This is a genomic window from Rothia sp. 27098_8_27, from assembly GCF_041432805.1.
Classification (GTDB): Bacteria; Actinomycetota; Actinomycetes; order Actinomycetales; family Micrococcaceae; genus Rothia; species Rothia mucilaginosa.
In genome coordinates, this window is the sequence record NZ_JAPWAJ010000002.1 from 149825 (window position 1) to 169816 (window position 19992).

Annotated in this window: 10 protein-coding genes; 4 read left to right on the plus strand and 6 right to left on the minus strand. The window is 60.3% G+C overall.

Annotation, left to right across the window (positions count from 1 at the left end; all coding sequences use genetic code 11):
* Nucleotides 1-279: 279 nt before the first annotated feature.
* Nucleotides 280-2646, minus strand: coding sequence for a fibrinogen-like YCDxxxxGGGW domain-containing protein (locus O3675_RS04150; protein ID WP_371571140.1), 2367 nt, complete (start codon nt 2644-2646; stop codon nt 280-282).
* Nucleotides 2647-3203: 557 nt separating this feature from the next.
* On the opposite strand from O3675_RS04150, the gene mfd reads away from it, so the two are divergent.
* Together mfd and O3675_RS04160 are read left to right on the plus strand one after the other, a co-directional pair.
* Entirely contained in the window at nt 3204-6953 is a 3750-nt protein-coding gene (gene mfd, locus O3675_RS04155) for a transcription-repair coupling factor (protein WP_371571141.1), read from the plus strand.
* Nucleotides 6954-7112: 159 nt separating this feature from the next.
* The gene (locus O3675_RS04160) at nt 7113-8531 is read left to right on the plus strand and encodes an NAD(P)H-quinone dehydrogenase (protein ID WP_044142785.1); all 1419 of its coding nucleotides are present in this window, start codon (nt 7113-7115) and stop codon (nt 8529-8531) included.
* 154 nt (nt 8532-8685) lie between these two features.
* On the opposite strand, the gene O3675_RS04165 is transcribed toward O3675_RS04160, so the two are convergent.
* From O3675_RS04165 to O3675_RS04180, 4 genes are all read right to left on the minus strand, one after another.
* A complete protein-coding gene (locus O3675_RS04165; protein WP_371571143.1) occupies nt 8686-10086 on the minus strand; it encodes an MFS transporter in 1401 nt (466 codons plus the stop codon).
* Nucleotides 10087-10481: 395 nt separating this feature from the next.
* Nucleotides 10482-12302, minus strand: a complete 1821-nt coding sequence (locus tag O3675_RS04170; RefSeq protein WP_371571145.1) for a biotin carboxylase N-terminal domain-containing protein — start codon at nt 12300-12302, stop codon at nt 10482-10484.
* Between the two features lie 164 nt (nt 12303-12466).
* Nucleotides 12467-13174 (minus strand): nucleoside triphosphate pyrophosphatase, encoded by a 708-nt coding sequence (locus O3675_RS04175; protein ID WP_371571147.1) that lies wholly within the window; start codon nt 13172-13174, stop codon nt 12467-12469.
* 407 nt (nt 13175-13581) lie between these two features.
* Nucleotides 13582-15000: a dicarboxylate/amino acid:cation symporter gene (locus tag O3675_RS04180; protein ID WP_371571149.1), complete on the minus strand. Its 1419-nt coding sequence runs from the start codon at nt 14998-15000 to the stop codon at nt 13582-13584.
* A 471-nt stretch (nt 15001-15471) separates the two neighbouring features.
* On the opposite strand from O3675_RS04180, the gene O3675_RS04185 reads away from it, so the two are divergent.
* Together O3675_RS04185 and O3675_RS04190 are read left to right on the plus strand one after the other, a co-directional pair.
* Complete coding sequence (locus O3675_RS04185; protein WP_371571151.1) at nt 15472-16422, plus strand: hypothetical protein; 951 nt, start codon at nt 15472-15474, stop codon at nt 16420-16422.
* A 134-nt stretch (nt 16423-16556) separates the two neighbouring features.
* Entirely contained in the window at nt 16557-17849 is a 1293-nt protein-coding gene (locus O3675_RS04190; protein WP_371571153.1) for a glutathionylspermidine synthase family protein, read from the plus strand.
* A gap of 160 nt (nt 17850-18009) precedes the next feature.
* Here O3675_RS04190 and O3675_RS04195 read toward each other — a convergent pair whose 3' ends face one another.
* Complete coding sequence (locus tag O3675_RS04195; protein ID WP_371571155.1) at nt 18010-19770, minus strand: DUF885 domain-containing protein; 1761 nt, start codon at nt 19768-19770, stop codon at nt 18010-18012.
* Nucleotides 19771-19992 lie beyond the last annotated feature (222 nt).

Here is a 19992-nt window from a genome sequence, read left to right on the forward strand (position 1 = left end):
ATCTGTGAAGTTTCCTCTGTCGTACCAACAGCGAAGAAACACCACAGACCAAGATTCAGCCCATCATCGGAAAGGACGGAAGCAACCCATCCGACGCAATGAATCTCAACCCATCATAGCCGCCGCAGAGGCGAAGAGATAGCAAACTGGGAAAACCGGACCGAACCAAAACTATAGAGGGCATACACCCCGGGTGCACCGCCGCCTGACCCGGACCCCGCAAACCCTGCAGAGCCCGAACCAGGCGGCGGCTCAAAGAAACTAGATCAACAATCTGACCTAAGCCTGAGCAGCTCCCGTGGAAGCCGAGAAGTTCTCAGACGCATCGATGGAACGCACATAGTAGCGAGCGCCATCAGTATGCTCAACCTCGTAGCTGGTGCCCGAGACCGTAGCAATCACACGGTCATCACGCAGCACCTGGTAGCGAGCACCGCTCTCACGAACACCAGACCAGGACAGCTTATCGGTCGAACCCTCACGACGAACCGACAGGTTCGACGGAGTCGAGGGGGGAGTCACATCGCGAGCTGCGAAGCGAGCGAAACCGACAGTGCGCTGCTCACCATTAGCACCCAACGAACGGTTAATGTCGCCACCAACCCACAGGTTGCCGCGCGAATCCACGAAGGACTCCCAGACACCGTAGCCGCTCGCGCCCTTCAGAACCGGGCTGAACTCGCCCACAACCTCGCCGCTGTCCTTATCAAACGCCGCGACCAAACGCATGCGGTGAACCGCCTTCGATTCCTTCCAGTAGGTGTGGTAACCGGTTGAACCCTCAAAGAGGACGTCACCGCAGTGGCACGCGCCGTAAATGGTGTTACCGCTCAGGTGCAGATCCTGCCAGTCGCCACCATACTTAGAAATCGCAGTGGAAATACGGCCGTAACCGTTCTTCGAGTAGTTAGCAATCAAGTGGTCAGCGCCGCCAGTCCACACGGTTGAGCCAGCATCCTGAACATCGAATTGGAACGCATACACAATACGGTCAGTAATGTTCAGCTTCAGCGACGGCTCCCACTCCCACCTAATGTTCGAAGCATCCGAGCCATTCAAAGCAGCCAGTCGGAACGCACGCTGGTTATTCAGCTCAGTGAAGTAACCCGCAGCGTGAACAGTCGAGTTATCGGACGCAGCTGTAATACCGTTGACCGTACCGTTAAAGTTCGGGCGCCAGTTCCAATCCACCGCACCGTTCGAGAGCTTAATACGAGCGGCACCACGCGAGTAAGCGTACGCCTTAGACGTATTGCCCTTTACATGGGTGAAGTTACCGCCAATGTACAGGTAACCGTCCTGAACCAGCAGGGTCTTCACCTGAACTGCATCGCCATTACGGCGCTGAATCTGAAGATCCCAGGTGCGGTCAATCTGGCCGGTGGTTGCGTCCAGAATGACGAAGTGGTTGACCTTCTCGCCGTTAACTTCGGTGAACTCGCCACCAACTGCCAGGCGGTTATTCGGCAGAGCCTCAAGAGCCTTAATCTGGCCGTTGAAAGTCGGGCGGAACGAGCGAACCAGTTCGCCCGAATCCACGTTGTAGCCAGCCAGGTACGACTGGTCCACGCGCTCGCCACCAGCCGACTCCACATACTTGAAGTCGCCACCGGTGAAGACGGTGTCGCCCACCTGAGTAATAGCCTGAACGTAGGTGTTCATCTCGTTCTTCTTGCCGGTGCCAGTCTGCTCACTGGTGCGCCAACGAACGGGCATCGTGTAGCTATTTGGCAGAGCACGACGGTTGCTAGCGGCAGAGCCAGAACCAATCTGCGAGAAGTTCAAGTCACGCTGAGTCAGCTTCGGACGCAGGAACACCTGAGTGAAGGGGATGGAGTAACCAGCGGAACCACGCTTGTGGTAAATGTATGAATCCGAATTCTCATTACCGAAGTTCACCAGCGAACCGTACGCAAAACCAATCTGGTAGCCCTGGTTCGGGTTCGCGAAGAAACGAACAGAACTGGTGGTAATACCCGGAGCCATCTCCGAGGGGGAACCGCCCATACGCGCAGTGCGGTTAATGCCGGCACCGGTGAACTTCACGGTGCCCCAACGCTGACCGTAGCTCATTGCCCAGGTCCACTGCTCAGTCTGAGGACGCTGAACATAAACGTTCTGCCACTGGGTGCCCCTTGCATTGTGGGCACGGTGCAGGCGCATACCATCGGGAAGGTCCTGAGGCTTAATGCCGTTCAGCAGGGCATCGACAGTGTTTGCGGGAAGCTGGACGGGAGTAAAAGCGGAAGGGCCCGTGGGGTTCTGGTGCAGTTGATTCGGGTCGCCGGTGCCGTTGTAAGACTCGGTCCAACCCTCACGACCGCGACCAATCATGACCCAGCCGCCGCCATCAGTTTCCTGATCGCAGTAGAACTGCGCCGGGCCGCTCATCTGCGGGGTGTACAGCCAGTAAGTGCCAGAGGAGGCGGAAGGATTAACCTGCTTGACCTCGTAACAGGAAGCAGCCGCCTTATCGCTACTGGAACCGTCATGGGTTCCGGTCGCAGCCGAGGCGGGAGTAGTAGGAGTAAGAGGTGCCGCAGTGAAAGCGGTACCAAAAGCGAGTGCGAAAGCGGCCCACTTTTTAGCAGACCATGAATGGGCATGGCGCTTTTCAGCGGGTTTGTTCGTGTATGTGGTTGTCATATGCGTCTTTCTGATGCGACGTTCCGGAAGAAACATCGAAAGATACGGTGAATTTAGCGCACTAGAAAAACCGCAGTAAATACTGAAAACCTGAGGTTGGTTGGAAGAGGTAAACAGAATCCGGAAGGGGATATACTGTCTGGTTTTTCTCTAAGTGTTAATGATTAGGGTACAGGATTAAGCTGTGAAAATAATGGTGCACAAAGTGCAAAGATGCCCATGAATGTGTGATTTGTGCCCCATGTGATGAACGTTGTGGCACAGGAACAGACACGGAAGAAAACCATACTCAAATATCACCCACGAAAGCGACAATCGAGTGCAAAAAGGAATATATTCCATCACAGAAGAATACAAGAGAAAAATGCCAGAAAAAGCAGACAAGTCCTACAATGGAAAAGCCGCAAAAAAACACCCCAAAACGCACAAAAAGCACCATGAAATAAAGGCAAATTCACTCGGACGCCCCAAACCGGCACCGCCCTATACCGACCATCCATAGCAGCCCTCCACCAGCTCAACCGCCGCAAGCGAAGGCCCCAGACTCAGGAGAACCCGTGAGCACCACCCGAAAAGCTACCGCACAGCCCCTCGAGGCACCCCTGCACCCCCTCCTGAACACCCTCAACCAACTCAGCAGCTGGGCCGCGATTCGTACCGCCGCCTCCGCGAAGCCCGCTGAACGCAGCGCACGCACCCTCATCGGCGCCGTCGCCGGAACCCACGCTGCGCTCATTGCAGACATCTCCGCCGCCGTACGTGGAACCACCCCCGAAGCGCTCAGCCTCATTATCGCCCCCACCGACCGCCAAGCAGAAGACCTCGCCGCAGCCCTGCGCTCCTACCTGCCCGCCGCAGACATCGCGCTCTTCCCCGCCTGGGAAACCCTGCCCCACGAACGCCTCTCACCGCGCTCCGACACCGTAGGCCGCCGCCTGCAGGTACTACGCGCCATGACCGGGGAGCCCAGCAGCCGCCCCCAGGTTGTCATCGCACCCGTACGCGCCGTCATCCAGCCCATCGTCACCGGCATCGAAAAGCTCGAACCCGTGCACCTGGTCCGCGGCGAAGAATACCCCTTCAAAGATGTGGTGCGCGGCCTCAACGACGCCGCATACTCCCGCGTAGACCTGGTTGCCAAGCGCGGTGAATACGCCGTACGCGGCGGCATCATCGACGTCTTCCCGCCCACCGCAACTACCCCCGTCCGCCTCGAATTCTTCGGCGACGAACTCGACGAAATGCGCCACTTCTCCGTCGCCGACCAGCGCACCCTCAGCGGGGGAGGAGAGCTCACCGAACTCACCCTGCTGCCCTGCCGCGAACTGCTCATCACCCCCGAGGTCATGAGCCGCGCCGCGCGCCTGAAGGCCGACTACCCGGCAGCCGCAACCATGCTTGAGAAGATTGCCGGCGGAATCTACGTCGAAGGCATGGAATCACTCACCCCGCTACTCATCGAATCCATGAACACCCTCACCGAGCTGTTGCCAGCTGGGTCCATGATCATTAACGTCGAACCCGAGCGTGTGCGCGCCCGCGCCGAAGACCTCGTCGCCACCAACGAAGAATTCCTCGCCGCCGCATGGGACACCTCCGCAGAAGCCGACGCAGTAGCACCCATCGACCTCGGTCAGCTCCGCATGAGCGACAGCGGATTCCGCACCATTGACCAAACCACAGCACAGGCGCTCGAAGCCAAGCTCAGCTGGTGGGAAATCACCGAACTCGTCACCGACGCAGACCTGCTCGAAGACGCCGCCGCAGGCGCACTCGAAAACCAGAGCATTGCCGACGCCATCGAAGATGGCATCGACACCTACACCGTCAATGCCACCCCCGCAACCGCATTCAACGGCTCCGTCGAACGCATGCTCAGCCAGGTCGGCGAACTCATCCAGCAACAGTGGACCGTCCTCGCCCTCACCAACGGCCGCGGCTCCACCGACCGCCTCATCGACCTCTTCCATTCCGGCGAAGGGGCACCCGCCGTACCCGCAGCCCGCCGAACCAGCCTCGAAGCCGACCCCGCCGGGGACCTCGAACACGGCATCGTCGAGGTCTGCGAGGCGCCCGCCTCCGCAGGCTTCCTCCTTGAGGAAGCGAAGCTCGCCGTCTTCACCGAAGCAGAACTGCTCGGACGCCGCGGAACCTACGCACCCCGAGGCGCCACAGGACAGAAATTCAAGACACGCCGCCGCCGCAACGCGGTTGATCCTCTCGCGCTGAACCCCGGCGACTACGTGGTACACGAACGCCACGGCATCGGTCGCTTCGTCGAGATGACTTCTCGCCCGGTGGCGGGTGCCTCCCCGGTCAACGGTGTGCAACCCATGAAGGAATACCTGGTCATCGAGTACGCCCCCGCCAAGCGCGGTGGCGCACCCGACCGCCTCTTCGTGCCCTCCGACCAGCTGGATCTCATCTCCAACTACGTGGGTGGCGAGAACCCGAGTCTGTCCAAGATGGGCGGCAGCGACTGGGCTAAGACCAAGTCCCGCGCTCGCAAGGCAGTCAAGGAAATCGCCGCCGACCTGGTGAAACTCTACTCGGCACGCCAGGCCTCGCGCGGTCACGCCTTCGCCGCAGACACCCCCTGGCAGCGAGAGCTGGAAGAGTCCTTCCCCTACAACGAGACTCCCGACCAGCTCACCGCCATCCACGAGGTGAAGGAGGATATGGAGAAAGAAATCCCCATGGACCGCCTCATCTCCGGCGATGTGGGCTTCGGCAAAACCGAGGTCGCCGTACGTGCCGCATTCAAGGCGGTGCAGGACGGCAAACAGGTCGCGGTGCTCGTACCCACGACCCTGCTCGCGCAGCAGCACTACGAGACGTTCAGCGAGCGCTTCTCGGGATTCCCCGTGAAGATTCGTGTGCTCTCCCGCTTCCAGAAGGCGAAGGAAACCCGCCAGATTACCGAAGAAATCGCATCCGGCGCGGTGGACGTGGTGATTGGTACCCACCGCATCCTCTCGGACAGCGTGGTATTCAAGGACCTGGGCCTGGTCATCATTGACGAGGAACAGCGCTTTGGAGTGGAGCACAAGGAAAAGCTCAAGCAGATGCGCACCAATGTGGACGTGCTGGCCATGAGCGCAACCCCGATCCCGCGCACCCTCGAAATGTCGCTGACCGGTATTCGCGAAACCTCCACCCTTGCCACCGCGCCGGAGGAGCGCCACCCCGTGTTGACCTTCGTCGGTCCGCGCACCGACAGCCAGATTACCGCCGCAATCCGCCGCGAGCTCATGCGTGAAGGACAGGTGTTCTTCGTGCACAACCGCGTGGCTGATATCGACGATGTTGCTGCGGAAATCGGCAAGCTCGTTCCGGAGGCGCGCATCGCCACCGCCCACGGCCGCATGAGTGAATCGCGCCTGGAGCAGATTATTGTGGACTTCTGGGAGCGCCGCTTTGACGTGCTGGTGTGCACGACCATCGTGGAGACCGGCCTGGATATTTCGAACGCGAACACCCTCATTGTCGACCACGCCCAGAACTACGGTCTGAGCCAGCTGCACCAGCTGCGCGGCCGCGTGGGTCGTGGCCGCGAGCGCGCCTACGCGTACTTCCTGTACCCGGTGGATAAGACCCTCGGCGAGATTGCCCACGAGCGTCTGAAGGCCGTGGCGACCCACAATGAGCTGGGCGCTGGCCTGCAGCTTGCGATGAAGGACCTGGAGATTCGCGGCGCGGGCAACCTGCTCGGTGGCGAACAGTCCGGCCATATTGCCGGTGTCGGTTTTGACCTGTACCTGCGCCTGGTCGGCGAGGCGGTCGCAAACTACCGAGGCGAGAAGGAGGAGCGTGAGGTCGAGACGAAGATCGACCTGCCCGTCAATGCGCATATTCCTCACACCTACATTGATTCTGAGCGTCTGCGCTTGCAGGCGTACCGTCAGATTGCTGCCGCCGATACCGAAGAGAAGATTGCGGAGGCTCGCGAGGAGCTGGTCGACCGTTACGGCGAGCTGCCGGATGCGGTAGAGAACCTGCTTGCCGTGGCGACGGTGCGTATGCACGCCCGTGCCGCCGGTATTCATGAACTGGTGGTGTTGGGTCCGAAGGTTCGCGTGGTAACCGCTACGCCGCTGCCGGAGTCCCGCCAGATGCGCATGAAGCGCGTGTACCCTGGCTCCACGCACGCCCAGCCGAAGGGTATGGATACCTGGCTGACGCTGGTTCCGCGCCCGAAGACCATGCCGGTGGGCGGTAAGGACCTGGTGGACGGCGCGATGCTGCAGTGGGCTGAGAAGTTCATCAACTCGATTTATGCCGAGAAACCGCAGGCTCTCGAGGAGTAGAAGTTAGAAGATAGGGTAGAGGTTAGAAGAACGGGGGGGGGCGCCCCGTCTAACCGGCATGCCCCAAGTAAATGCTCGCCGTGCAGATTGCCACAATATGGCACATCTGCACGGCGAGTGCGTTTGCCCCGTAGGGGCGGCATAGCTCACAATTAAGGCATGACTTCAACGGTGAACTACGCATCTCAGCGAATTGTAATTATTGGTGGTGGCCCCGGCGGCTACGAGGCAGCGATGGTGGCTGCCGCATCCAACGCGGACGTGACTCTGATCGAACGCAACGCCATTGGTGGCTCCGCCGTTCTGACTGACGTTGTGCCCTCTAAAACCCTGATTGCTACGGCGGATATGATGACCCGCTTCTCCGAGGCGGGTAGCCTGGGCATCGAGAACACGAAGGGTAAGGCGCCGCAGCTTCGTGTTGATATGGACCGCGTGAACCGCCGAGTCCGCGACCTGGCCCAGCAGCAGTCCGCCGATATTAAGCGCGCCCTGGCCTCTGCAGGAGTGAAGATTATTCACGGTACCGGTAAGCTCCTTGACCGCCACACCGTGCAGGTGACCGATGAGGCGGGCCTCGTCTACCCCCTGCACGCGGACTTTGTGCTGTTGTCGGTGGGTACGCATCCGCGTGAAATGGCGACCGGTATGCCCGATGGCGAGCGTATTCTGACCTGGACTCAGCTGTACAACCTCTCCGAGGTTCCCGAGGAACTGATTGTGATTGGTTCGGGTGTGACCGGTGCCGAGTTCGCGTCGGCGTATAACGGTCTGGGCTCGAAGGTGACGCTGGTGTCTTCGCGTGACCGCGTGCTTCCCGGTGAGGACGAGGACGCAGCTCGCGTGCTGGAGGACGTCTTTGAACGTCGCGGCGTGCGAGTGATGCCGCGTTCCCGTGCGGCTGCTGTTGAGCGTACTGAGGATGGCTCCGGCGTGATTGTGACTCTGTCGGATGGTCGTAAGGTTTCTGGCACTCACTGCCTGGTTGCTATTGGTTCGATTCCGAACACTGAAGATTTGGGCCTGGAAGACGTCGGTGTTGAGCAGACCCCGAGCGGTCATATTAAGGTGGATGGTGTGTCCCGCACGAGCGTGAACAGCATTTACGCTGCCGGCGACTGCACGGGCGTGTACCCGCTGGCTTCCGTGGCTGCGATGCAGGGCCGTATCGCTATGGCGCATATCCTCGGTGATGCGGTGCGCCCGCTGCGCACCGATAAGGTTGCCGCGAACATCTTCACCTCCCCGGAGATTGCGACCGTAGGCGTGAGTGAGAAGGACCTTGCCGAGGGCGCCTACCGCGGCGACGCGGTGACCCTGCAGCTGGGCACGAACCCGCGTGCGAAGATGATGGCGATGCGCGATGGCTTCGTGAAGATTTTTGCTCGCCGTCACTCCGGCACCGTCATTGGTGGCGTGGTGGTTGGTCAGCGTGCTTCCGAGCTGATTTACCCCATTGCCCTGGCGGTGGAGAAGAAGCTCGCGGTGGATGACCTGGCGGATACTTTCACGGTCTACCCCTCGCTCTCTGGCTCTATTGCTGAGGCGGCACGTAAGCTGCACACTCGCGGTCTGTAGGCATCAACCTATTAGGTGCTGAGCTGGGCGTTCCCCGCCTGGTGCAGCATCCCGGAACAGTATAAAAGCGGTGGGGGTCGCCTCCTGAACCTAAGAAATTCAGGAGGCGACCCCCACCGCTTTGCTGTAGAGACGCCTTAGCCCCTGCGAAGTTTTACTTCGTGGTGCTGACAGCGTTCATGTCCACGTCACGGGTTTCGTGAGTGAGCAGGATGAAGACAACGCTCAGGATCGAGGCGAACGCCAGGTAGCCGCCCACGGCAGCCACACCATAGGAAGTGTTCAGCCAAACAGCCACAAACGGGGTCAGTGCCGCACCGAGGATGGACGCCACGTTGTATGCGATACCGCTGGCGGTGTAACGCACGTTAGTGGGGTACAGCTCCGGCAGGTATGCGGACATGGAACCGAAGGACAGACCCATCAGGCACATACCGATAAAGATGAAGAGGGTAACCACAGCGGCGTTTGCGTTCGCGCCGGTACCAACAACGGAGGGGGAGATGAACAGACCGAAGGACAGACCGAAGACAGCCATCGCGATGGTGGTCCACAGCTGCTGGGTGCGGCGGCCGTACTTGTCAGCCAGCCAACCCGAGATCGGAATGAAGATTGCGAAGCCAATAATGGAGATCAGCTGAATGATCAGGAACTCGCGGTAGGGGATCGCCAGGCCGCCCTTATCAGCCTTGCCGATACCGTAGGAGAGAACCCACGCGGTCATCAGGTAGAACAGCACGTAGCATGCCACCATGATGAAGGTACCCTGAATCATGGGCCACCAAGCGACCTTGAATGCCTCAACGAGCGGGGTCTTAACCTTCTCGTTGTTAGCTGCTGCTTTGGCGAAGACGGGGGTCTCCTCCAGCTTGAAACGAACGTACAGGCCAACAGCGACCATCACGATGGACAGCAGGAACGGAATACGCCAACCCCAAATGAGGAAGGGGTGCTCGAGGTTCTTCGCATCGGTTGCGGAGTTGAAGGTAATCCAGCTGGTCAGCAGTAGCATGAAGCCGTTCGCAAGCACGAAGCCGATGGGTGCACCCAGCTGAGGCCACATCGCGGCGCGGGCACGCTTGCCGTCCTCAGCGTATTCGCTCGCGAGCAGCGCCGCGCCGGACCATTCGCCGCCCAGACCCAGGCCCTGGCAGAAACGCATAATGGTCAGCATGGTCGGGGCCCACAGACCAATCTGGTGGTAGGTGGGCAGTAGGCCGATGATGAAGGTCGCCAGCCCCATGGTCAGTAGCGCACCAACGAGGGTTGCTTTACGACCAATCTTGTCACCGAAGTGACCGAAGATTACGGAACCGAGGGGGCGGGCAACGAAGGCGACGCCGAAGGTCGCGAAGGAAGCCAGAAGCTCAGTGGTTGCGTCCTTCGAGGGGAAGAACAGTACGGGGAACACAGCCACTGCTGCAGTGGCGTAAATGTAGAAATCGTAGAACTCGATGGTGGTACCAACGAGCGAGGCGAGAATAACTCGACTGCGAGGAGTCGTATTCTTCACCGGTGCAGCAGACGCTTTCGTGTCGGATGCAGAAGCGCTCATGAGGAAAACTCCCGAGATGGTGAATTTGTGTGTACACATGGAGCCTGAGGTAGGTGTTCCGTTGTCGGTCAGCGCGTGAGGCGGGTGTGCCGTAGGCGCGTATCGGGTGCCGTGACCGCACCGGGTGGGTGCGGTGGGCGTAGGAATCTGAAAGGCTCCTCTAAAGTGCAACATTATAACTCTGTTCAGAAAAACCCAAACAAATACAGCCACTATCTGGACGTAATCGCAATAGGCGGTCGTTCAAACCCCACAGAAACAGACAAGAGCGGACATGGAAAATCCCCCGGAAAGATACGAGACATTACCTCATACCCTTCCGGGGGATTCGTATAGCCTATAGCGCTCGCAGTCGCGAGACCTCAGTATCGAGATATTAGTATCGAGATAGAGCGTTACTTGATGGTCGCCAGCACCGCACCGGAGGTGACGGTATCGCCGGCCTTAGCGGACAGACCCGAAACCTTACCCGCCTTGTGTGCGGTAATGGGCTGCTCCATCTTCATAGCCTCCAGCACCAGAATCAGGTCGCCCTCGGCGACGGTGTCGCCGTCAGATGCGGCAACCTTCACGATGGTGCCCTGCATGGGGCTGGTCAGCTCGTCGCCGCCACCCTTTGCCGCGCTACGTGCCGAACGGGACTTGCGGGTCTTGGCGGCGGGCTTAGCGGCAGGCTTAGCACCACCGCCCAGATCGGGCAGGGACACCTCAATGCGCTTGCCGTTGACCTCAACAACCACGGTGGTGCGCTCGTCCTCATCGGAATCCACGCTGCCGGGTGCGCCGGAGTACATGGGGATGGTGTTATTGAACTCGGTCTCAATCCAGCGGGTGTGCACCTTGAACTCGCCGCCCTCAGCCGGCGCGAAGGCGGGATCATCCAGCACGACGCGGTGGAACGGGATGACGGTGGGCATACCCTCAATGGTCAGCTCAGCCAGGGCACGGCGGGCACGCTGCAGAGCCTGCTCACGGTCCGCGCCGGTAACAATGAGCTTAGCCAGCATAGAGTCGAAGTTACCGCCGATAACGTCGCCAGCCACGAAGCCGGAATCCCAGCGCACGCCGGGGCCGGTGGGCACGGTCAGCTTCTCGATGGTGCCGGGGGCGGGCATGAAGGAACGGCCCGCATCCTCACCGTTAATACGGAACTCGAAGGAGTGACCGCGCAGAACCGGGTCCTTCTCCTCAATCTTCTCGCCGCGAGCAATACGGAACTGCTCACGAACCAGGTCCAGACCGGAAATCTCCTCGGAGACCGGGTGCTCCACCTGCAGACGGGTGTTCACCTCAAGGAAAGAGATGGTGCCGTCGGTGCCGACCAGGAACTCACAGGTGCCTGCGCCCTGGTAGCCAGCCTCGCGCAGAATCGCGCGGGACGCCTCGTACAGGCGCTCGTTCTGCTCATCGCTCAGGTAGGGGGCGGGCGCCTCCTCAATGAGCTTCTGGTTGCGGCGCTGCAGGGAGCAGTCACGGGTGGAAACCACCACGACGTTGCCGTGCGCATCCGCCAGACACTGGGTCTCAACGTGACGGGGCGAATCCAGGAAACGCTCAATGAAGCACTCGCCGCGACCGAACGCCGCGGTCGCCTCACGAACAGCGGACTCGTACATCTCAACAATGCTCTCGCGGTCGCGAGCCACCTTAATGCCGCGGCCACCGCCACCAAATGCGGCCTTCACCGCAATGGGCAGGCCGTGCTCATCCGCGAAGGCAACAACCTCATCGGCGGACTTGACCGGGTCCTTGGTGCCGGGCACCAGGGGAGCGCCCACCTTCTGCGCGATGTGGCGTGCCGCCACCTTATCGCCCAGCTGGGTAATGGACTCGGGGGAGGGGCCAATCCAGGTCAGGCCCGCGTCGATGCACTTCTGCGCGAACTGCGCGTTCTCAGAGAGGAAACCGTAGCCGGGGTGCACGGCGTCAGCACCGGAGCGGACGGCAATCTCAATGAGCTTGTCCATCACCAGGTAGGACTGTGCCGCGGTGGCACCGCCGAGAGCGTAGGCTTCATCGGCGAGCTTTACGTGCTGGGCGTCGCGGTCGGGGTCAGCGTAGACGGCGACGGTCTGCAGACCCTCATCGCAGGCTGCGCGAATCACGCGGACAGCAATTTCACCGCGGTTAGCGATCAGAATCTTGCTGACCGGGCCGGTGTGGCGGCCGGGGACTGCAGTAAATTTCTTGGCGGCTTCTGCCTGGTGCTGAGTCACTTAAAGCTCTCCTTTAATCTCCTGCTCCAAGGATACATCGGCAGGATTGGCGAATATAACGCGCATCATACTGTTCTATCTTATCGATTGGTGTTCAACAATGTATATTTCAGGGCGCGCTTTGAGACAGATTTATGCTGTGGGTTTATGCGGTGGGCGTGGTTCTAATCCTCATCCTCGGGAGGCAGCCACAACTCGGTCACCGCTACTTCGCGGCGTCGCAACATATCGCGTAGCGCGTGGATGGACAGGCCCACCACCGTGTGGAACTCGCCCTCAATACCGCGAATAAACGCGGAACCGTAACCGTCGAGGGTGAAAGAACCCGCCACCCAGAGCGGCTCGCCGGTAGCAATGTACACCTCGATTTCTTCGGGGCTGAGCTCATCAAAGTGGACGGTGGCGCTGCGCAGCTCCGAGACAGTAGGAAGCTCAGAAGTAGCGGACAGCTCGGCACCTGGCTCAAGACCGCGCAAATCCACGAGCGCGTGACCGGTATGCAGCACACCGTAGTTGCCGCTCATTGCGCTGATGCGCTCGCGTGCCGCCTGGGCAGTGTGAGGCTTGCCGTAGGCAACACCCTCAAACTCGAAGACCGAATCGCAGCCCAGAACCAGTGCATCGCGCACACCCTCGGCGGCGAGTTCAGCGGCAACTGCCTGTGCCTTCAGCTGCGCCAGCAGGGAAGCTGTCTCAGCCGGGGTGAGTCCCGCACGTCCCTGTGCTCGCGCCTGTTCGTTGGCGGTAGCGAGTGCGGCGTCCTCATCTACGGAAGAGACGCGCACCGTGAACGCGATGTGGGAGTCTTCCAGGAGCTTGCGGCGCGCCGGGGAGGCAGAGGCAAGAATCAAACGGATCGGTGTGGTACTCATAGGTTCTATTTTAGAGCCTTGCGGGTGAGCCTTACCCTCGAGTGCAGATTGAGGGTCACTGGGTGGAAGCCTCCGCCGGTGCGTCAGCGTTGAACACGGGGCATTCGCATAATCTGGGGGCGTAATCTGGGGGAGGGCTGGAGCGCCGAGCCGAGGGGTATAACGAGGGGGCATAAAACCGGCGGGCATAGAAAGAGCGTGTCCCATCCCCCTCAACCACGTAGGAGATGGAACACGCCGTTCAAAATCATAACTCTTCTCAAACGTTAAAGAAAAGAAGAATCAATCGTGACGTTTTTATGACGGTTGACAAATGTATTTCGCCCATGCTGGGGGCATGGGTGGCGGAGAAGCTACACGGCGCTAAGCGGTACCGCCTAGCGCCGTGTGCGTGAGCCTTCGTCAGATTAGCGGTGTGCCACGGCGGTGTTGTCTTCCACCTCGTGAAGTCGCTGCGCCTCGCCGGCGATGCGCTCATCGTAGAATTCCTGAGCCACGAAGCCGCCCTCCGAACGGGGAGCGTTGTAGAGCTCCTCATCCAAGATGCCCTCGCGGCGAGCCACAATCGCGGGAACCAGAGCCTGACCGGCAACGTTCAGGGCGGTACGACCCATGTCCACGATCGGGTCGATCGCCAGGAGCAGACCCACGCCGTCCAGGGGCAGACCCAGAGTGGACAGGGTCAGAGTCAGCATCACGATAGCGCCGGTCGTACCAGCGGTCGCAGCCGAACCGAGCACGGACACCATCACAATCAGCAGGTACTGGGTGAAGTCCAGCTGAATACCGTAGAACTGAGCCACGAAGATTGCGGCCAGAGCCGGGTAAACCGAGGCGCAACCGTCCATCTTGGTGGTCGCACCCAGCGGAACGGCGAAGGATGCGTAGGCGCGGGGAACACCCAGGTTGCGTTCGGCAACGGTCTGGGTCATCGGCATCGAACCCATCGAGGAGCGGGACACGAAGCCCAGCTGGAGCGCCGGCCACACGCCCGAGAAGTACTGGCGAACCGACAGGCCGTTCGCGCGAACAATAATCGGGTAGACCACGAGGAAGACCAGCAACAGGCCAATGTAGAGGGCGATAACGAACGCGACCAGCGAACCCATCGACGCCCAACCGTACGCGAACACTGCCTTAGCAATCAGACCCACCGTGCCCAGCGGTGCCAGGCGAATAATCCACCACAGAATCTTCTGAATAATCGCCAGGGCGCTCTTGACCACGTCAATGAACGGCTTGGCTGCCTCGCCGACCTTCAGTGCGGCAATGCCGACCGCGCCGGAAATGACCAGGATCTGCAGTACGTTAAAGGATGCCGAGGCGGTGATGCCGGACTCACCGGACTTAGCGCTGACACCCAGACCCAGGAAGTTCACCGGGATCAGACCGGTCAGGAATGCGGTCCACGAACCGGTCGAGCCGGTGTACGCCTTGCCCTGCACCTGCGCACCCACGCCTGGCTGAACAATGAGGCCCATTGCAATACCAATGAGCACCGCGAAGAACGCGGTAATCGCAAACCAGATGAGCGTGTTAACCGCCAGACGCGCCGCGTTAGTCACCTGCGACAGGTTAGAGATGGAGGCGACCACGGCGGTGAAAATCAGCGGAACAACGGCCGCCTTCAGCAGGGTGACGTAGGAAGAGCCGATGGTATCTAAGGTCACCATGAGCCAGTTGGGGTTGCTCTTCGCGTCCCCGCCCAGTGCGAGGGCGAGCGCGCCGAGAACAATACCCAGAATGAGGGAGGCAATGATTTGGTTGCCGAAAGAAGTAGCCCACTTGGGCAGACGTGAACGAGATGATGCATGCGGTGTAGACATGTGGCATACTCTAAAACTTTTGCGCGCTCCGGCGCGAGTTTGTGTGAAGAAGTATTGCAATCCGCTGCAGTGTAGGGGATGCGTGACGAACTGTGACTTTCCGAAGGGACCTTTCGGCTGTACATCCCGCAGTCTAACCAGCAACGCAGCCCAACCCGACTGCCCAACCAGCAATGCCGTCAGCAGCGCAGCCCAACCAGCAACGCCGCCAGCTGCCCCACACACGTAGGCGGTTAAAACGGCTGATAGTTATTCGGGAGCCACCGCAAAAGCAAACAGAAAGGAAACAACTGCGCAACATGCGGCGAAGCTTGCTGAGATTTTGCCGTCAGCTAATAATCCGAAAGCTAGGGCTTGATATGCTGGAACCACACCGATAGTCCGGCGAAAGTCGCCGGATGATGCTGTACCCACTCAGCTTCATGTACGCGTTGAGCGTTACGCCACGCACCACCTTTCAAGGAGAGATGCATGAGTTCTGCTCCCCAATACCCCGGCGGAACCACCACCCCTAACGGCCCGAAGAAGCCCCGCAATCGCATGGAGGCGGTTGCAGATTTCGCTACCCGCGCCGCACAGACCTCTGCCCAGCAGACCCTGAACCTGGGTGCGACCCGCCCCGGCATCGCCAAGATGATTGCCGTAGCTGGCGCTGGCGTGCTGCTGGTTGGCGGTGGCATCTTCGCCTACAACTCCATGCACCAGGAAGAGAACGCGTTCCTGTCGCAGGGCGAAGAGTACGCCCGCGTCTGCCAGGACGCGAAGACCGGTCTGCGCGTGGAAGATAGCGAATGTGAGAAGGCAGGCGTTCAGGAGCCGACCGACTCGCCCTCGGCCTCTTCCACGGAGTCCTCAAGTTCTTCTGGGTCTTCCGGTTCCTCCAGCTCCTCGGGCTCTTCTGGGTCGTCGGGCACTTCCGGTTCGACCACCACCCACAATAATTCGAATGCGTTCCTCTGGTACTACCTGGGTCGCCAAAGTGCCGCGAACTCTACCGGCACCCCTACGGTTCCCGGTGTGGGCACCAAGCTCTCCGGAGGCAGCACCACCCGCCCCAGCAACGGCACCGTCTACAGCGGTGTGTCCTCCAAGGGCGGTAGCTTTGAAGACTCCTACCGCACCGCGAAGAAGTCCTCCACCGTTTCCTCCGGCAAGGTGACCAGCACCAATAACTCCGGTAAGACCTCCACGGTGCGTAATAAGACCACCGGCTCGGTCTCCAGCGGTAAGCAGGGCACCAGCAATAGCGGTAGCACCGGCTCCTACAGCAAGTCGAACACCTCCAAGTCCGGTTCGTCCTCCAAGTCGGGTTCGTCCTCGAAGTCCGGTTCTTCGTCCAAGTCTGGCTCTTCCTCGAAGTCCGGCAGCAAGGGCGGTTTCGGTGGCGGCTCGAAGTCCGGCGGAGGTACCTCCGGCGGCTAAGCCATAAGCCATCACATTGAATGCGGGCAGGGACTGAGCGGTCCCGCCCGCATTTTCCTCACTAGAACAACCACACTCGCGGTGACGTAACAACACCGCTTTCCAATCACTACTTCGAAGGAGCCTAGCCCCTCATGCGCCGCGAAGAATTTCCCGTCGGCCGACCCGACTGGGAGAACGTCATCGTTGAGGAAGGCCTCACCTACAGCGTGGACGGCCCCCACGACACCGACCACTACTGGAACGAATACGCCGCCTACATTTTCAGCCCGCAAGAAATGGACTCTGTGCGCGCCCAAGCGGAAGAAATGCACCGCATGTGCCTGGAAACCGTCGAGTACATTGCCTCCGGTGCGTTCGGCACCCTCGGCCTGCCCCAGGCGGCGTTCAACCTCGCCGTAGAATCCTGGAACCGCCGCGACGCCGACTTCTACGGACGCTTCGACTTCACCTACTCCGGTGTGCCCGGCGACCCCATGAAGCTGCTCGAATACAACGCAGACACCCCCACCGGCATCGTGGAGGCGGCAGTCAGCCAGAAAACCTGGGCGAAAGACCAGCGCCTCGACACCCGCGGCTACGCCCACTGGGGTGAAATCGGTGAAGCCTTCACCAACCGTTGGCGCCACATCTTCGCCCCCGAAATCACCGCTGGAGTGCAGCCCGTACTGCACCTGGCACATGTGCCCTCCGAAATCGATGAGAACAACGAGGACTATAACAACCTTTGGCTCATCGCCTACTCGGCACAGCAGGCGGGCATCAAAACCCATATGATTCCCATCGACGAAGTCATCTTCAACGAAGACACCAAGAGCTGGGAAGACGCACAGGGACGGCGCATCACCAACCTCTTCAAGCTCTACCCCTGGGAAGACCTGGTCACCGACAGCGATGCAGGTTACGACAAGCTCCTCTTCGCCTACCACGGCGCCATGGACCGCTGGATCGAGCCTGCGTGGAAGATGTTCCTCTCCAATAAGCTGCTGCTCGCCGCGCTCTGGGATAAGTACCCCGGCCACCCGAACCTCGTACCCACCTACGCGGGGCACCGCGGCGGCATGCGCAACTGGGTTCGCAAGCCCCTCTTCGGACGCGAAGGCGACGGAGTAGAAATCTACGCCCCCGACTACGACGTCTTCATCAAGCCCGAAGATGACGACTTCTTCGCCAACGCCCCCGAAAGCGAATTCATCTACCAGGAGTACATCCCGGCACCGCGCTACGAGGGCATCATCAACCCGGTCAGCCATCCCATCCTCGGCGTGTGGGTGGTCGACGGACGCACCGTAGGCGTGGGCATCCGCGAATCGAACGGCGCGCTCACCGACTACTGGTGCCGCTTCGCCCCGCACCTGGTAGACCTGAACGACTCCTCCGGCATGGGATTCGGCACCACCGACCCCGGCACCGCAAACTTCGGATAGCCACCAGAAGACATAGCCTTCAGACGACACGAAAACACAGCGAAGCCCCCGCCTCAGCCATAAAGCTAAAGCGGGGGCTTCGTCTATAGAGTTCCTAATCTCAAGGCTCTAGTTCAGAGGCTCCAGAGATTCACTCGACGAGGAGCGAGCAGACTAGAGGCTACTCGTCATCGTCCTCATCGTCGTCATCCTCAGTATCCAGAGGGAGCATCATCTCATCGGTCAGAGCGCGGCGCAGAGTATCCAGACCCACCGAACCGAGCAGAAGCGCACGCGTGTGGAATGCACGCATGTCATCGCCGCGGCGCACAGCCTGATCGCGCAACTCCAGCCAGAGACGCTCGCCAATCTTGTAGCTCGGCGCCTGACCCGGCCAACCCAGGTAACGCAGGAACTCGAAACGCAGGTGACCCTCGGACTCGTCCAGGTTCAGCTTCAAGAACTCGTAACCCAGCTCAGAAGTCCAGATGGTGCCCGGCTCAACACCCAACTGCTCAGCCCACTCATCCGGAATCGGCATCTCGCAGTGAACACCAATATCGAAGACCACGCGGGCGGCGCGCATACGCTGAGCGTTCAGCATGCCCATGCGGTCACCCGGATCCTTCAGGTAGCCCAGTTCCTCCATGAGGCGCTCGGCGTACAGCGCCCAGCCCTCACCGTGACCGGAAACCCACAGCATGTTTGTACGCCAGGAGTTCATGGTGCCCTGCAGAGCCGTAGCAATAGCAATCTGGAGGTGGTGGCCCGGAACGCCCTCGTGGTACACGGTGGAGGTTTCACGCCAGGTAGTGAACGTATCCTCACCCTCGGGAACCGACCACCACATGCGGCCCGGACGCGAGAAATCGGGGGAGGGGCCGGTGTAGTAAATACCGCCCTCGTTCGTGGGCGCAATGCAGCACTCAATGCGGCGCATGGGGCCGCCAATTTCAAAGTGGCTACCCGCCAGGTTCTCCACGGCGGCGTCGGCGAGCTTCTGCATCCATGCCTTCAGCTCATCGGTACCGTGCAGCTGACGTGCCGGATCCTCATCAAGCAGCTGCTTAGCGCGCTCAATGCTTGCGCCCGGCTCAATCTCCTCGGCAACCTCACGCTGACGAGCGATAATGCTCTCCAGCTCCTTCACGCCCCAGGCGTAGGTTTCGTCCAGGTCAATGGTGGTACCCAGGAACGAACGGGAGTGCAGGCTGTACGCCTTACGGCCCACAGCGTCGCGGGAGGGAGCGACCGGCTGCAGCTTCTCCACCAGGTAGCTGTTGAGGCGGCGGTAGCCTTCCTTTGCAGCCTCGGCACCTGCGGCAGCCTCCTCCTTCAGTGAGGGGACAGCCTCGGCGACCTCAGCGGCAAGCTCGTCAAAGAAACCACCGGGAGCGTAGTACGCGGCGGTCTGCTCAATGACAATATCCACCTGCCGGCGCGGGGCGACCTTGCCCTCTTCACGAGCCGCCTCAAGGGTCTGGATGTAGCCCTCCAGCGCCTCGGTCACGCGGTGCATACGACCGATAATGTGCTCCCAATCCTGCTGGGTGTTGCGCTTCATCAGGTCAAAGACCGAGCGCACCTCCTGCGGGACGGAGGCAATATTGTTCATCTGCCAGCCACCAAAGCCAGCCTTGTACTGCTTGCGGTACAGGCTCAGGCGCTCCTGCAGAGCATCCAGGGTGACCAGGTCAACGTCATCAATAGGCAGGACGTTATCGACCTTCTTCAAGGTCTTCTTCGCAAGGCGCGCAAAAGCCTTCTCGCCGGCGGGCGAGTAGTCGGGGTACAGGGTCTCTACGCCTTTGCGACCAAGCTCGGTTGCATGGACGGGGTTCAGGTCGAGGACCTTCTCAAAATATTCGTTAGCAATCTGATCGACGTCGGTCAGCGAGCGCTTCAATCGGTAGATGCTGGGAAGTTCCTGGTAAGTGCTCATGTTCATATCCTAACTCAGGGGTGTGCCTTCAACCACGATTTTCGGTGATTTAGCTCGCTTAAACCGGCAATATTACGGGCTGAGCGGTACCGAACGCAAGGAAAACAGCTCACCTGTGGACAACTCACCGGGGCTCAGGCGCGAAAACGCCCCGGCTTTCTCCCTCCTGAACGTGCAGGAGAGGAAGACCGGGGCGTCACCCAGATGGGTTACAAGCTGCTA